The 15,883-nt window shown below is 38.1% G+C and carries 10 protein-coding genes and 1 pseudogene; 6 read left to right on the forward strand and 5 right to left on the reverse strand.

Annotated features, from left to right (window positions below):
- The first annotated feature begins 101 nt into the window (after positions 1-101).
- The gene (locus tag ABZP26_RS13665; RefSeq protein ID WP_368485622.1) at positions 102-746 is read left to right on the forward strand and encodes a transporter substrate-binding domain-containing protein; all 645 of its coding nucleotides are present in this window, start codon (positions 102-104) and stop codon (positions 744-746) included.
- Here ABZP26_RS13665 and ABZP26_RS13670 read toward each other — a convergent pair.
- On the reverse strand, positions 743-988 hold the full coding sequence (locus ABZP26_RS13670) for a DUF1289 domain-containing protein (RefSeq protein WP_013465866.1): 246 nt from the start codon (positions 986-988) through the stop codon (positions 743-745). The genes ABZP26_RS13665 and ABZP26_RS13670 overlap by 4 nt on opposite strands.
- A gap of 103 nt (positions 989-1,091) precedes the next feature.
- A complete protein-coding gene (locus ABZP26_RS13675) occupies positions 1,092-2,225 on the reverse strand; it encodes a 1-acyl-sn-glycerol-3-phosphate acyltransferase (protein WP_013465867.1) in 1,134 nt (377 codons plus the stop codon).
- Between the two features lie 440 nt (positions 2,226-2,665).
- On the opposite strand from ABZP26_RS13675, the gene ABZP26_RS13680 reads away from it, so the two are divergent.
- Both ABZP26_RS13680 and ABZP26_RS13685 read left to right on the forward strand, forming a co-directional pair.
- Positions 2,666-3,610: a D-2-hydroxyacid dehydrogenase gene (locus tag ABZP26_RS13680; protein WP_013465868.1), complete on the forward strand. Its 945-nt coding sequence runs from the start codon at positions 2,666-2,668 to the stop codon at positions 3,608-3,610.
- A gap of 174 nt (positions 3,611-3,784) precedes the next feature.
- Positions 3,785-4,165, forward strand: a complete 381-nt coding sequence (locus ABZP26_RS13685) for a DUF3192 domain-containing protein (RefSeq protein ID WP_013465869.1) — start codon at positions 3,785-3,787, stop codon at positions 4,163-4,165.
- 13 nt (positions 4,166-4,178) lie between these two features.
- Here the strand turns inward: ABZP26_RS13685 and ABZP26_RS13690 are convergent, their stop codons facing one another.
- From ABZP26_RS13690 to ABZP26_RS13700, 3 genes and pseudogenes are all read right to left on the reverse strand, one after another.
- The gene (locus tag ABZP26_RS13690; RefSeq protein ID WP_016900589.1) at positions 4,179-5,078 is read right to left on the reverse strand and encodes a diguanylate cyclase; all 900 of its coding nucleotides are present in this window, start codon (positions 5,076-5,078) and stop codon (positions 4,179-4,181) included.
- Positions 5,068-8,838: an ATP-binding protein gene (locus tag ABZP26_RS13695; RefSeq protein ID WP_368485070.1), complete on the reverse strand. Its 3,771-nt coding sequence runs from the start codon at positions 8,836-8,838 to the stop codon at positions 5,068-5,070. Before ABZP26_RS13695 ends, ABZP26_RS13690 begins: the two co-directional genes overlap by 11 nt.
- Before the next feature lie 66 nt (positions 8,839-8,904).
- A pseudogene (locus tag ABZP26_RS13700) lies at positions 8,905-9,444 on the reverse strand (PhoH family protein); the annotation flags it as partial.
- A gap of 110 nt (positions 9,445-9,554) precedes the next feature.
- Between ABZP26_RS13700 and ABZP26_RS13705 the strand changes: the two are divergent.
- From ABZP26_RS13705 to ABZP26_RS13715, 3 genes are read left to right on the forward strand one after another with little or no spacing between them, the layout of a single operon-like run.
- A complete protein-coding gene (locus tag ABZP26_RS13705) occupies positions 9,555-12,827 on the forward strand; it encodes a hypothetical protein (protein ID WP_182761193.1) in 3,273 nt (1,090 codons plus the stop codon).
- Positions 12,817-15,186, forward strand: a complete 2,370-nt coding sequence (locus ABZP26_RS13710) for a hypothetical protein (RefSeq protein WP_182761194.1) — start codon at positions 12,817-12,819, stop codon at positions 15,184-15,186. The genes ABZP26_RS13705 and ABZP26_RS13710 overlap by 11 nt, the downstream gene beginning before the upstream one ends.
- Complete coding sequence (locus ABZP26_RS13715; protein WP_182761195.1) at positions 15,179-15,883, forward strand: hypothetical protein; 705 nt, start codon at positions 15,179-15,181, stop codon at positions 15,881-15,883. The genes ABZP26_RS13710 and ABZP26_RS13715 overlap by 8 nt, the downstream gene beginning before the upstream one ends.

The raw sequence follows: 15,883 nt of genomic DNA on the forward strand, positions 1-15,883 counted from the left end.
TACTATGGCTGCTTATTATCTTGCCGCAATTAATTGGAAATACTGACGTGCTTAAACGCTTTAACGGATTGCTGGTATTACTGTGCTTAGTTTTTAGTAATATGTCTTTTGCGCACAGTTATAGCTACACATTTAATCGCCCGCAAAACACTCAACAAGCAAACTATACCATTGAGCTATTACAATTGGCCTATGCAGATATGGGCTTTAAACTAAATATTGTCGATTTTAATCGTCAAAATGCATTATTTGCAGCGGATAATGGCATGTTAGATGGACAGCTTGCTCGCGATATCAGTATTGAAAGTGCCTATAAAAATTTAATTCGAGTTAACTATCCACTCTTTAAATTTAACCTTGAACTTTATAAACGCTGTGAGCCCAGCTCCACTAAAACCATAGATAGCGTTGCTATTATTTCCAGTTACCCTGTGCAACAGCGATATTTAGACAGTATTGATTTTCAAGGTAAGGTAATTGAAGTTAAAAATAATAATACGCAGCTTAACTTACTGATCCAGCAAAAAGTACAAGGAGCGTTACTTATTGATTTTGCGATGGCAAATAAAACCATTCCCCCCTCTTTAGGCTGCTATGAAAAACAAGTAGTTGCAACCTACCCGCTTTATCATTATTTACATAACAGTCATGCGGATATTGCTCCCCAGCTAGAAGCAACACTGGATAAGTTACACAATAACGGCACAGTTGCAAAACTCAGGTCAAAATACAACCTACATTTTTAAAAATCAAAACCTTGTTGATCTGCTTGCGGTGATGATTGTGCCACTTTATTTTTTTGCTGTAAGTAACGTTTATAGCGCTGCTGGCATAAACTCAATACTTTTTTCTTTTGGGAATTCGTTAACGAATTCCAAGAAAAACGTTCATCGCGACTGCGATAGCAGCCTTTGCAATAACCGCGATTATTAACTAAGCAAATACCTTTACAAGGGCTAGGAATATCAAATATTTCAATTTGTTGCATTTTACCCTCCGGTATTAAAAGCATAGCCTGAGTATAGCGCTATTTTTGTGCAAAAAAAAAGCAGCAAATAAATTGCTGCTTTGTTGTTAGCTTAAACTGTTAATTACTGCTCACAGCTTTGTTCATCTACTTGTGTTTTTCGATGAAATGGCTTGGCATACATAGCTAAAACCAAAGCCCTTAACTCTTCTGGCACCTTGGCCAAACGTTCTTCAAACTGTGCTGCGTCATTTTTATTGATCACCGCCTCAGTGCAGCCAGCAGCAATAAAGTTGCCTGGGTGTAAGTAAAACGAATCAATAATTTGCTTATCAATGGTTTTTGCCAGTTCATCGGCACTGTCACAACCTGACTCAATGGGCTGACCAAACGATAAATGCACATGCCCTTTGGCTGAACTAAACCCTTCAACAATGCTGGCAATATCTTCACCCGCCGATTTAACATACTTGCCATGATGTTGTTTATGATATAGCTCTTTTGCCTTGGCAATTGCACATGGTTCGTATTGGTAAGAGATTGCAACCGGCACCACTTTGAGCTCTTTAATGTATTCGCCAAATTCTTTCTTTTGTTTACGGCCATTAAGTTGCAACATTTTTAAAAGCGCAGGATCAGTTTGATCAACCCCATCTTTAGCGCGCCCTTCTTTTTGTGCAATCCAAATTGAGTGCCCGCTACTGAGTGAATCATAAATATAAGCCGATAACTGAGTAAGCGCTTTTAACATCTCTTTTGGGGCTTTCGCTGAGCGTTTCACAATAAAACTTTTATTTAAGCGCATAAGCTCAGTAATGTAAGGAATCTGCAGCAAGTTATCGCCAATCGCAATTCTCACTGTTTTCATTTTATGCTGGAATAAGCCCCAATTAACCAGTGCAGGATCAAGTACAATATCTCTGTGGTTTGAAACAAAAAGATAGGCTTGATTAGGGTCTAAGTCTTCTAAGCCAGAAAAAGTGACTTTTGAGGTGGTACGTTTTATTAATTTATTTAAGTAATGTGCCACTTCATTTTGTACATCTTCAACCGTTTTAACTTTGCCCCACTTTTTGCGCAACTGATGCTTTATTATAGCGCGTGCTAAAAACCCAACTGCGGATATAAAGCGTGGCAAATTGTATTTTGCAATTACATCAATAAACGCATTATCGTTAATTAATCGCGTTAATGAGGCGGCAACTTCATCGTCATTGTAAGGTCTTATATCTGCGTACTTATCTTCTAATTCAATCATTTACTGCATCTACAAAGTTAAAAACGGCGCGTTAAAACGCCCCGCTGTGTCTGATTTTGATTATAACTCAATCAAAAATACGAAACTAGCAATACTAAAGTTCGATTTACTGAGTTTTCATAGCGTTATAGTTTAACGCCGAGCCAAGCTGTCTTGCTAACAACGCATACGTATAAACTATGGCTATTAATTATTAATTTAAATGGGTAGACCCTACTAACAGCACTTTGTTCAAGTTAACTTAGCAAGGCAGTTGATCATAATAACATGCAAGTTAACCGTCAGTGGGCAGACCACATTTAAATATGGCTCTACAACTGCTAATGTAAACGCAACATGATAAACCCAATAACATTCAAATAGATGATACTCTTTTTATCACAAGCATTTTGCGTACAGGGGTTATTATTCCCTTAACACATACACTATTAGGACACACCGTGAACATAACAATTCTTGATAACGCTACACTGGCAAACACCTCACTTGATTGTATCTCAGCACTGGGAAAGCTTACCGTGCATCAGCTAACTAGCCCAGAGCAAGTGCTAGCACATAGCCAAAATGCAGAGGTGTTAATCACCAATAAAGTAGTGATTAATCGTGACACCATGGCACAATTAACATCACTCAAACTTATTTGTGTTAGTGCCACCGGCACCAATAATGTTGATTTAAATGCCGCGAAAGATTTAGGCATTGCGGTAACCAATGTTGCTGGTTATTCAACCCCCTCGGTTGTGCAGCATACCTTTTCGTTAATTACTAACTTATTAGGCAATACTCATCGCTACCAAGCGGACTGCCAACAAGGCGCATGGCAAAAAAGTGAAATGTTTTGTCGCCTTGATTACAGCTTTAATGACATTCAGGGTAAAACATTAGCCATTATTGGTGGGGGAACTCTGGGCAATGCTGTATCTAAAGTGGCTGAAGCCTTTGGTGCTCATGTCATTGTTGCAGAGCGCAAAGGTGCTGAGTGTCGCCAAGGACGCACGCCTTTTGAAACCGCAATAAAAACAGCGGATATTATCAGCGTACATTGCCCACTTAATGATGAAACGCGTGACTTAATTACGCTTAATGAATTAAAAATGATGAAACCAACTGCGCTTATTATTAACACCGCGCGCGGGGGGATCATTAACGAAGCCGACTTAGCACAAGCCTTAAAAACCAATGTGATTGCTGGTGCAGGTGTTGACGTACTAACCAAAGAGCCTGCTGAGCACAACAATCCACTGGCCAATTACACGGGAGATAACTTACTACTAACCCCACATATAGCGTGGGCCAGTACCGAATCTATTGTGCGCTTGGTTAAAGAAGTGAGTTTAAATATCGCTGCATTTAGTCAACAAGAGTCGCGTAATCGCTTGGTTTAATGCCGTTAAATTAAGTTAGTCAAAATAACTAAAAAGTGGCTTTTTAATTTTATTTCTTAAAAAAGCCACTAACTCAAAAATCACTTTAAAAATAAGCAATTGATTTTTAAGGATTAAAAAACTGGCCTAGTCTTTGCTCTAAAGTCTGTAATTAATCATCTAGGATAATAAAAAATGAAAAAAACACTTTTAATCGCCGCCCTCACCGCTCCTTTTTTAACTGGCTGTGTTATTGCTGTATCCGATGGCGAAGCGGAAGGTCATTGGGCTGGTAATAGTTCTTCTAGCTGGCAGGCAACACATAAGAATAATCGTGAAATTATTTCAGGCTTGGCAATGGATAGCTCTTATCAGTCGGTATTAAAAACCCTAAAAACACCTGACTTCACCGAATTACTCAAAAAAGAAGAGGATGTTTACCAAGTCTTATTTTATGCAACGCACAGCATCCATTCAGATGGTAAAATGACTAAAGATGAATGCACACCGTTGGTATTTAAAAATGATAAATTAGTTGGTATTGGTGCCTCAGCACTGCAAATGCTGACAAACTAAGTAACTACAGCATTTATTGGGCGCTAATTTGATTGCGCCCTAACTTTTTCGCGTTATACAAACCGGAATCAGCTTCTTCTAACAATGCTTTTTCAGTGTAAGCTTGGCTACTCTCACTAGAAGCAATACCAATGCTAATGGTGACGTGTGTAGCGTTTAAAGACGCATTATGTTCAATATTCAAATCATTAACGGCGTTACGTAACTTGTTGGCAAAAGCGATTGCACCTTGCTGATTGGTTTCTGGTAATACGGCCACAAATTCTTCACCGCCGTAACGCGCAACAAAATCACTGCCACGCTCACATTGCGCGGCTAACGTTTTTGCCACTGTTTTTAAACATTCGTCTCCAGCTCGGTGGCCATAGTAGTCGTTATAACGTTTAAAATGATCAATATCTATGAGTAAAACGCACAAAGGAGAGTAGTTACGCTTACTTCTACGCCACTCTCTTTCTAAGTTCTCATCTAAATAACGTCTATTGGGTATTTCTGTTAAGCCATCAATAGAGGCAAGCATTTCTAGCAAATCATTTTTTTGCTTAATTAATAACTGGTTCCGCACTCTAACTTTCACAATAGCGGCACTAAATGGCTTACCAATATAATCCATTGCGCCGAGCTCTAGCCCCTTTGCCTCATCTTCATGACGGTTGTTTGCAGAGATAAAAATAATAGGAATAGCCTGACTTATACTGTTCTCTTTTAGCTGTACGAGTACTTCATAACCATTCATACCAGGCATCATGATATCTAAAATGATTAAGTCTACTTGTGTGTGTTTAACAAACGCCAGCGCGTCTTCGCCGCTTGTCACTAAGTAAACATCATGCTCATCACTTAAGGTTTTTTCTAAAATGATTCGGTTAAGCGCATCGTCATCTACAATTAATATTTTTGCTTTATTTATCATTGCTTACATCTAAAATTTTTATATAAATATGAACTTGTTTTAACTGTATTATCAGCTCTTTAATTGCAGCATTGGCGCTCTTGTCGCCCACTTTTAATAATTGCTCAGTATGTTGAGCACATAATAACAATCGGTTAAACCCTAAGTTTCCTGCTATCCCTTTTAGACTATGCACTAAGCGTACCATTTCAATAGTAGGTATGTCTTTTTGAAGCTCAGCTGAATATGACTCACTTAACACCGCTAACTTAGTAAGCATGCTTTGCAATAGCTTCTCATCATCATTGAACTGTGTCAAAGCGAAGGTTTTATCAAAAAAGCAAGGCTTAGATATGCCTAAATCAGCTATCGATGCAAATAAAATAGGCGCAACCACGGGCTTAGTTAAATGTTTATTCATACCACTATTCAATGAACGTGCAATATCGGCAGGCTCACAATGTGCAGTTAATGCAAAAATAGGCAATTGCTGGGCGTCAAACTGTTGGCGTATTATTTGGGTTGCTTGATAGCCATCAATACCCGGCATTTGAATATCCATTAAAACTAAATCGGGGCGTAATATATTCACCCATTCAACTCCCTGTTTAGCATCACTAGCAGTCACAACATTCACTTCGGCTTTACACAATATACTGCTAATAATGTCGAGATTGAGCGGGTTATCATCTATGGCTAATACTAAGGTTCCCGCTATTTCTTCTTGTGGTTTATCCGCTTTATATTGAGTTACTTTCTTTAACTTTTCAGGGGTTAAACTAAGTAACCGCTGCGCCAATGCACTGCGCGGTAAATACTGGCTAATAAAAGAGTCATTTATTGAAAGTTGATTCGGTTGCGAGTGCTCTATAACGATGAGTGAAGTAGTACGAGTGTTTAATACTGCTTTTATTGCTGACGTGAGAAAGGCAGGTACGTCATCAGCATCGATTACAATGCTATGCGCTTGTTGCAAACAATCAGGATCAGTTACGACTATTTCAAGAGCTTGATTATTGAAAAAAGGATGCGCGGTAATAACCTGATTAAGCAACTGACTCTTCGCGCTGGTGATCAGTAATAGCCTATCTGTAAAGCTTGCTGATTTCTCGGTATCTGTCGCTAAATCAAGCGTGAAGTAAAAATGACAGCCATGGCCTTTATCACTACTGATTGCAATTTCACCTCCCATTAATGCCACACTATGCTTTACAATTGCCAGCCCTAAGCCAACCCCTTGATGCAAGCGAGTAGATGATTCATCACCTTGTGTAAAGGCATCAAATAAACGGCGTTGATCCGCTTGAGCAATCCCCACTCCCGTATCGATAACCTGAAAACAAATACGCTGCTCTGTATGGCTCTGGCTCGGCTGTAATGTCATTTTTAATGTCACACTGCCTTTATTGGTAAACTTAACGGCATTGGTAAGTAAGTTACCTAATACTTGTTGCAAACGAATTGTATCGCCGACTAAAAATGGAGAAATTTGCGAGTCTATGTCGATTTTTAGCTGTATCTGTTTTGTTTGGCATAAAGGTAAAATTAAACTTTCGCAGGTATCAATCAAATCAACTAAGCACAATGGCGCTAATTGCAGCGTTGCTTCTTTACTTTCAACACGGGCAAAATCAAGCATACTATTTAGCATCTGCAACAAATTATTGGCCGCATATTTTGCTTGGCTAGTTTGTTGAATTTGCCGCTGTGTTAACCCGTGCTCTGCGAGCATATCCAATAATCCCAACACGGCATTGAGGGGGGTGCGTATTTCGTGGCTTAAATTAGCAATAAAACGGCTTTTAGCTAACGTGGCACGCTCTGCATCATCTTTGGCTTTGGTAAGTTCTGTAACATCTTGAATATGAATAACATAATAAAGCGGCTGACTATTTTCATTCCAAATTAACGACATACTCAACTGTAACCAGGCATTTAATTGGGTATGAGCCAAGGTTAAGTGAAACACCCTTTTCTTATTATTTAATAATTGCTGTAGTAATGCTTCAAGCTCCTGCCATTGCGTATTATTAAAAAGCGCATAAAAAGGAGTATCGGTTAATTTATCATGCTTGGAAAATAATTTTCGTGCGGCTTTGTTTACCTGTAAAATAGCGTACTCAAGCGAGAGTAAAAACACCCCATTTGCGGCAAATTCAATTGCGCTTCTAAATATAGATTCAGACTCTTTTAATGCATACAAAGTATGTTGTTGTTCTGTAATATCACGACCAACCCCCATAGTTCCTAATAATTGTTGCTGTTCATTGTAAAAGGGAGCAATGGTTAACTGATAAGTTCGCTCAGCAACATCTATGCGCTGCTGAATTTGCATTCTATGCTGTAATACTTGATATTCCAGCAAACTAATTTGTTCATACTCGTTACTTATGTTGTGTATTTGCTGCCCAAGAAGTTCACCTTGAGTTTTTCCAATAAACAACTCAAACGCTTTATTACAGCCTAAAAAAATGCCTTCTGTATTTTTAAAATAAATAAAATCAGGCACGCTATTAAGTACTGTGTTTAATAACGCTAAATGACGCTCTTTTGCTTGGTCGCTATGTTTTAGCTTTTGCGATTGTTGCCGTACTTGATCATCTAACTTTTGATTAGCATTTTGCAAAGAAATAACTAAATGTTCATTTTTCGCAAAAATAGCTTTTACCCGAGCAAACCAAGGTTGCCAGTTTAACGGTATTTGGTAATTTAAATACCCGCTATTGTCATCGTTATGATGCTCTAAATAACGCATCAACTCGGTCATAGGTTTGATAAATATACGTTTGCTTAACCAAAAAAAGATGTAAAACATCAAACATAAAAATAAGGCTAACGAAATAAACTCTATCAATACTTCATACACAATACCGCTTGAGAGAGTGTGCTTGTCAGCAAGAAACGCCAGATGAATAGGGTTCTTTTTCGAAGGCTGAATTAAAAATAATGAGTCTGCTCGCGCATTACTCTTTTGTGAGGGGCTATTAATATTAGGCCAATAGGTCGATAACTTTATGGCTTGATTAATTGGCTGCTGTGAACTGGCAATAATTTCATTCTCTTGGTTGATAAAAACATACTCGCCTTGCTTTGAGGTTATTTTTTTCAACCAACTAGAAATAGCCTGTAAGTCATATATTAAAACAATATAATCTGAGGAGTTAAGCTCTCGCTGTCGGCCAACTGCAAAATATGCGTTATTGTCTACTTTAATAACGGCACTTGAAGTGAGTTTGTTCGCTGAAGGTAAAGGTTTAAAGTCGCCATTAAGTACCTGCGTTAAAATATAACTTTGTGTATTGTTACGCCGAGCTAAATAAGCAAAGCCGCGCTCATCAACATAGGCTACAGAATGCAGCGACGAAAGCAGCGCTAGAGCAGTATTGAAAGACGGAGCCAGCGACATGACTTTTTGCCAGCGTGATAATGCCTGTTCGGAATAGCTAAATTGGCCTTTTCCTACTATTTCGCCATTAAAATGTGCTATCTGGCTATAATAATAATGCGCGTATTGATTAATGTTTTTTGTGAAGGCCTGATTCGCTGGTTGTGGGGCATGTTTGTCATACATAATAAACATCGCATTAAGTAAATCGTCGATGGCTTGCATATCATGATCAAGCTGCGCCGATAACGCACTAAAATCGGTGGTCTTTTTTGTTATTGCACGGTCCATTTTTATATCATAAAAATGCAAACACAAAAAAGAGGCCACCAATAAAGGGATTGCTAACGCCACAAAAACAGAGCGATGATAATGTTTTAGCGGTAAAAAATTCAACGACCTACCTAATTATTAGCTCAAAAATCAAACTGTAGACTATAGAGCCAAGATGTTAAGCGCAAGTTATAAATTTTCCTCGGCGAACGAAGCCAGTCGACTGCGTACTACCCCATTAAGATTTACGGTAGCGCCACCTTCAAAGTGCTTAAACCGCTCTACAATATAGGTAAGCCCCGAAGTAACCGCCGTTAAATAATTACTGTCTATTTGTGCCAAATTCCCAGTACAAATTAGTTTTGTTCCTTCTCCGCAGCGGGTAATAATGGTTTTTAGCTGAGAAGCTGTTAAGTTTTGGCTTTCATCTAAAATCACCACCGCATTTTGAATACTGCGTCCGCGCATAAAGTTCACCGACTTAAACTGAATGTTGGCTTTTTCCATAATGTAATTACGGCTCGAAATTGGGTTTTCATCACCTTTATGCAGCACTTCTAAGGTATCTGTTATGGCAGCCAACCAAGGCGCCATTTTTTCTTCCTCGGTACCAGGCAAAAAGCCAATTGATTCTGCAATTTCAGGGGTATTACGGGTTACAATGACTTTGTCGTAAATACCTTTTTCAATCACCATCTCTAGCGCACACGCAAGTGCCAGTAAAGTTTTGAGGTATTCTATACTTAAAATAGACACACCGACCGACCGAGTGATAACATTATTTATCAAGCAATATTTCCAGCTCGATGTGAAAAATAAAGGTATACTTAAGTCAGACCATGAAAAATTATAAAAATAAGTGCATTCTTAACATCGACAACCCAATTTTCGAAAGCTTAGCCCCAAAAGGCAGCTTTTTACAACATTGTTTAATCAACTCAAAATGGGATGATGAAAATGAAAACACATCATCTCTAGCACATTACAATTTACGATTGGCGATATCAAAATTACTACAACTGATAGATGAAAATGAAGCAGAACATCAAGCCTTGGTCCATTTATTAGTAAGTAACCCAGTGACTATAACCATCAAAGATCTAATCAAAGGTTACAAGTCAATTGAGCTAGTGATAATTAATCACTTTCCTTTAAGCAGGGCCAAGAACTACAGCACATTAGTCAGAAGTTTTTTTAAGTCATTCAGTGACCCCATAGAAAATGGTTTTAATGCGACAGAATTGGCTTATCAAACACTATTATCAACAAATGTAGACTTTAAGAAAAACCCTAACATTGACCTTTTTACCATTGGTTTGAAAAACAAAATCAAGTTTACCATTATTGATCCCGATACCTTTCCAAATCTATTTGTAATGGATTCGGTTTTACACAATCTTTTAATCAACTTAGAAAGCACTTCAAAAGAAACTCCTTTTGAGTATTCTGTAATTGTTAGCTTTAAGAAATTGTTACGTGAAATTGACCAGTGGCCTAAAAATTCTCAAATAAAAACATTACTTAACTCTCCATTAAGCCAATTAACGCCAGATAACATTAACGAAGCGCTAATCGATTTTGAGAAAAATTTACATAAGGCATTGCCAAACAGAAAGTTGAATCAGCTAAGTACACTATTTAGACAGAAACTATTTGATCATGGACTAACTGCTCCTGAGCTAAAAAAAGCAAAAGACCTCTTCAAAACCAACTTCAACAGCTCAGGCCAATTAAAATTTAAGCCACAATATACCGTAAATTGTTCGGGCGTAGATCACAGAATTGACACTTTCATACTCGGATCTATTTTACCATCTGGAAGTGTTGGTGAATGCAGCCTAAACAAGCTTGAGACTGACTCAACTGTTATCCCTAATGATAGCGATATGATAAAAGAGCTAGTAGAAGTCCTAATGCTGATTCAAAAAGAAGGCTATAATCACGCTCGATTACTTATTGCTAAAAAGCCCGAAGACTTGATTACTTATAATGTTTCCAAGGGTTTAATAGAGCTAGAGTTATTGATCACCAATCACTTCCCTGACGAAAAGCACGAAAAACTAAAACTCATTCGCGATTTCCTGATCTTATGCGAAACCCCTACTCAAAATGGAAGGTTACTAAAAGATTTTGAGATTGATTCGACTATTAACCCAAGAGAAAAAATTAAAACAATGGCTTTTCAAGGTTATTCCAAAACTAACGGCAAAAAGAGTAATGTTACCGTTAAATTTAACCTGACTAAATTAAAGCCCTTATTAAAACTGAACAGCGTGCTAGTAACGGCGTTAAACAACCTACAAACTTACACAACAACCACGCCGATGCCTTCCACGTCTTTATCTGACATAGAGCGAACTTTAGGCTATATCGTTGATACATCATTTGAGGTGGCTCAAGTAAGGCATATCCTTACTAGCCCAATATCTGAATTAGAGCAAAGAGATTTCAGATTAGGTTTTGCTCAGCTTGAAGATATCATTGAGAAACAGGATATAAAACTAAAGGCAGCTAAAAGCCAAGCTATAAGAACATTCCTAAGTAAACATGCAGGAAAAATTAACAATCTAATCGAAATAAAAAACTGTGGATTTAAATCTCGGTTCAGTGCATCGGAAGAGCTGGATTCGCAAAAATTAATAGAACCTGTCGATGAAAATGGAGACGTCTTACCTAGCCCTATCCTTAACCAGCATCAGTCACTATCTGAGCTTCGTAAAAATGTACAGGAGCATTTTGAAAAGCCAATAAACCAGATACTGAATGCATGTAAGAAAGAGGTTGAATACTACAAGCAACTTATAGCCACTTTTGACAAATACACGGAAAAAGACGTAAACGGCTTCTATATCAAAGATATTCCAGAAACAGTTACAACGCTAGTTAAAGACAACCAAATTGAAGACGGTAGGAAAGCCCTAAAATCACGAGTAAGCGCGATTAAAAAGGAATTTACTAGTGAATTGGTAATGGGAGCCTACCTAAGGCATCAACTATCAATAGGGGTAATGAAAACCACTTACTGCCTACAAAAGTCAGAGTTAATTCCACCATATGTGCAGCATTGGTTTCGAAATACTGCTACTGGTATGAAAGAATTTTTCTGGTCAGGTTTATTTTTGCCTAAAAATATTCTGCTTGTGTGCTTTATAAGATTAGTGATCAGAACAACTTGGAATAAAGATGTAATAGCAACATTGACTCGTGCAAATTTTCCAGAGCAATTATCAGAAGGTGCTTTTGTTCTTGCAGGATTCAAAGGAAAAGTAGGTAAAGAGACTTCGCCTGTTACGATTGAATCGCATGAAAAAGAAATTCGTGAGGTGGTTAGTTTTCTTACTCAACATCATGCCAACATGGTACGAATGGGCTTTAAACCAGAAAGTATTTGGGATACTCCGGGTTCGACAAAATTAAATTTCCTGTCAGCAGATATTTTAGACAGATTACGTGAACACTACACCCTTCCATTTTTTCGCATGGAGTTGCTAGCTAAGCATCAGATAAATCTTCGGAAAGGTATCGACGGTAGCTTAGTTAACTCACAACGAGAACGGAATCATGCAACCAGTAAGGTAACTTCTGGTTATCTAACTCACCCTATAGCAGTGATTGAATATGAAGCCAATAATGCAGACTTCCAGCGAAAATTTGAGACAACGGTTCAGTTTAGACACAAAGAAGCATCAATAGAGAAGTACGGCCTAGATCGCAGCAATATTGACGAAGATTTAATCGTAGCACCAGCGAAGCATAAAGAGGATCTGCCAAATTGGTTCGTTTTAGCAGACGGCTCATCTTGTACAGATATCTTTGCTTCTGTTGACAAGTCTAAGCAAGATAGCCTCTGTAAAGGTCGAAAGTGCCATACAGGAGAAGGATGTGAGTTCAATCGCGTTGAACTGGGTGTTGATGAATTTGTACAAACACTGCGACATCAAGCTTATTACATTGCACGTGGAGAGGTGTTATTGGCAAAGCATGGTAGAGAATATTTTGAGGAGTATATTGCACCGGACATGCGATTTACGTTTGGATTAGTGAAATATGTAGAGTTATCCAATCCTCTAATGTTCAAAGATGCTAAAGGGAGATTAGAAAATGAACAGTAATCTTAAGTACCAATTCTTAAAAGATATAAAGCCAGAAGATATACTGGAAGAGCATGATGATCTACTTTTAGAAAATGCAAAACTGTTACAAGTTACAGATGAAAAACTCGCTATTGACGGTACTGTTTTACATTATCATGCGAAGATCACTGGAGCAAAAGCTAATGAAACGCTGCTGCAAAAAGGATCTGTAGATCTACGAGATATATGGGTTCCCGGTGCTGCGGGATGGCAGCACCCAGTGCCTATATTGGTTTATCCTGACTACGCCAAGGCGCTCATTGAAATCGTCGATATTTATGCAAACAGGGCCAAGCATACACCAACATTTGTAAAAACAGGGGTAATGTCACAACTCAACGTTGCAGCGCAATTCATTGAATATATGTGCTTACATGGTCATCTTGTTTTAAATGGAGTAAATCAAAAGCAAATTGATAAGATGAAGGTAACGCTCAAAGAAGGCGGTATCCCAACTACACTAGCCTTGCATGAACGAGTTAACTCATTTGTCGATTTGTTAATCGAGAATGACGAATTAGAGCCATTTTTAATCAAAGACGGTAATACCGAAAACTCTAAAGTAACGAGTATAAGAGTGCCTAAAATTGCCCAATGTATCGGGGCAGTCAGTCTTGAAAATCAAGTTCCAACTAGTGTTTACCAAAAAGTAACCGAACACCTAAAATCAAAGGGTGTTAAATTCGATATTCGTTTAGCATCCAAAGGAACTCCTGCCCCTTCGCAACCAGCCGTTAAATCATTAAATAATTGGTTTGGTACTTGGAACAGATTTGCAAAGTTAGACAACGAGGATAGATTGCAATTTATTCCTTTTACTAACCCTAATCAGCTTTCTAAGATGCTTGGTAAAGTTGCGGGTAGAACAAGGAACTTGGATCTGCAACATGTCATAAATTTATTGGGCGGCTCTCATCTGTGGGTATATGAATATTCATCTAAAATAATTTCATTGGTAAGTGAAATTACTAAATTAAAAAATAAGTGTATTAACGAAGGGGTGCGCCCAAGAACACTCACTGAGGGTAGATTTCCTGAATTTTTAGCAAGTTCTAGTAAGGTTAAGGAGCTAGAGAAACTAATCGGCATAGAAATTCACAAATCAAGTTTAACAACTTCAGACACTGATTCTGATGCGTCCTCTGTAACCGAGATAATAACGTTATTGATGACCTCTTGTTATGTCATATTGCAAACTTATAACGCAAGAAGACAAGCAGAAATCCAGCACCCACTGATTGGTATTACGGAAGAATTCTTCCGCTGCAAAGATAAAAAATTTAATTGGTATCAAGCGTGCTTTTATAACGAGAAAAATGGTGAACGCCGCTGGTACACAACCAATAATGGCAGCACTAAAGCAATCAAGTGCTTAATTAAACTGAAACAAGCATGGGGAGCTGTTGATGTTGACGGCTTGTTTAATGTACCAAGTTTTCGAATTGATGATCATGGAAACTTCAAACACTATAAATATCACTTTAACAAGGGCAAAGACTCAAAGGTCACTGGCAATGCATTCCTAAAAATGACTTTGGGTGAATCTGAAATACACTCTGATACCCACCCTTTCAGACGCATCTACGCAATAATTTATCACTATCAATATAAAAATGCAGACTTACTGGCCTTGTGTCATCAACTAGGTCATATCGATCCCGAACAAACAACGGTGTATGTGACAGAGCCAGCAGCAAGAGAAACACATGAGCAACTTCATCATAAAACTAAACTGACTCGAAATGAGAAAGCAGAATCTACTATTGCGATAAAAGAAGAAAATAACGCTCTAGATAAAATCATTGCTGAAGTAGGCGTTGAAACAACGGCAAAAGACATTCTGACTTTGCTCATGGGCACCGAAGAGATGGCTGGCAAATATACATCTTATTTGAAAAAGGTTTACCGGGTTTTACAAAAGAGTGTCAGGTTCAATAACTATACAAAAGATAAATATGGGAAAGACTTTAGCGAATTACCTGACGAAGAAAAAAGTAATGAAATTGCTCAAGTTCTTGATGCTAGAGGCCACAAACACAAACCTAAACCACACGCAACTTGCCATAAAAAAGAGAATGAAGCTAAAAAGCATAAGTCTCCTTGTGAGCCATCTGTTTGTAAGGGCTGTGCATACCAAGAAGTAAAACGAACTCAACTAAACATAATGAAAGAAGACTTAATTGCGCTAAAGGCTGTCCTAACTGATTTTTCAATGCTTCCTATTGAACGTATGCGAGCAAAGGAGCAAAGCGATAACTTATCTATTTTGATAGAAAGCCATGAACGCGCAATGGAAAGAAGTAAGAGTATTTTCAAAGGGGGGCAACCTAATGGCTAAGACAAATCAAAACCAAGATCCTCAACAAAAAGAAGCCTTTGAGCGTATTGAACGAAAAGTAGAAATACTTGAAAAGTGGGCAAACGAAGGCATCCCTTTTGTATTGGTTCAAGGTAATAAACAAGTTGATGACAAAGGAAAATATGTCCTTGAATTCTTTCCTACCAGCCCTACAGGACTTAGAAATTGGAACGGTAAACAAAATAGTAAGGAAGTTGTTAAGCAATATGATATTCCGCCATATACAACGTCTGCAAAGTCTTTAGATGCTATACCCACGAGCTTAAAATTAAAAATTTATGGCGATAAAAATAAACTTAACCTTTGGGAAAGGCTGAAGTTTAAGGCCAAGCTGCAAGCCAACACTAAAGAAAAGAACGCCCTACAAGAGCTAGAGGAAGAGCTGAAAATATCTAAAGCTAATCACCAAGGGCTGGCATACGAGTTAATTGAACTTCGAGTGACTAACAAACACTTGGAAGAAGAAAACTGCACGCTAGAGAACCAGATTGAAAGTGTACGTTTGTCTATAAAATCCCAGCTTGATCTGAAGAAAAAACAACTTAAGCAGTCTGATCTAAAGAGCAAGCAGCTTAGCATCGAAAATACAAAGCTGAAAAAGCTTTTAGACGAACATGGTATCGACTACGAAAATGCTGACGAAAGAACCTCTATTATTGATTTTCCGGGGAAGTAA

Origin of the sequence: Pseudoalteromonas sp. SD03 (assembly GCF_040937955.1) — a bacterium.
Lineage (GTDB): Bacteria > Pseudomonadota > Gammaproteobacteria > Enterobacterales > Alteromonadaceae > Pseudoalteromonas > Pseudoalteromonas tetraodonis.

Bases quoted from the DNA above. Each gene is read 5' to 3' on its own strand.
- ABZP26_RS13705 (WP_182761193.1), top strand. From the start codon at position 9,555: ATGAAAAATTATAAAAATAAGTGCATTCTTAACATCGACAACCCAATT.
- ABZP26_RS13685 (WP_013465869.1), top strand. From the start codon at position 3,785: ATGAAAAAAACACTTTTAATCGCCGCCCTCACCGCTCCTTTTTTAACT.
- ABZP26_RS13670 (WP_013465866.1), bottom strand. From the start codon at position 988: ATGCAACAAATTGAAATATTTGATATTCCTAGCCCTTGTAAAGGTATT.
- ABZP26_RS13665 (WP_368485622.1), top strand. From the start codon at position 102: ATGTCTTTTGCGCACAGTTATAGCTACACATTTAATCGCCCGCAAAAC.
- ABZP26_RS13710 (WP_182761194.1), top strand. From the start codon at position 12,817: ATGAACAGTAATCTTAAGTACCAATTCTTAAAAGATATAAAGCCAGAA.
- ABZP26_RS13690 (WP_016900589.1), bottom strand. From the start codon at position 5,078: ATGATAAATAAAGCAAAAATATTAATTGTAGATGACGATGCGCTTAAC.
- ABZP26_RS13675 (WP_013465867.1), bottom strand. From the start codon at position 2,225: ATGATTGAATTAGAAGATAAGTACGCAGATATAAGACCTTACAATGAC.
- ABZP26_RS13715 (WP_182761195.1), top strand. From the start codon at position 15,179: ATGGCTAAGACAAATCAAAACCAAGATCCTCAACAAAAAGAAGCCTTT.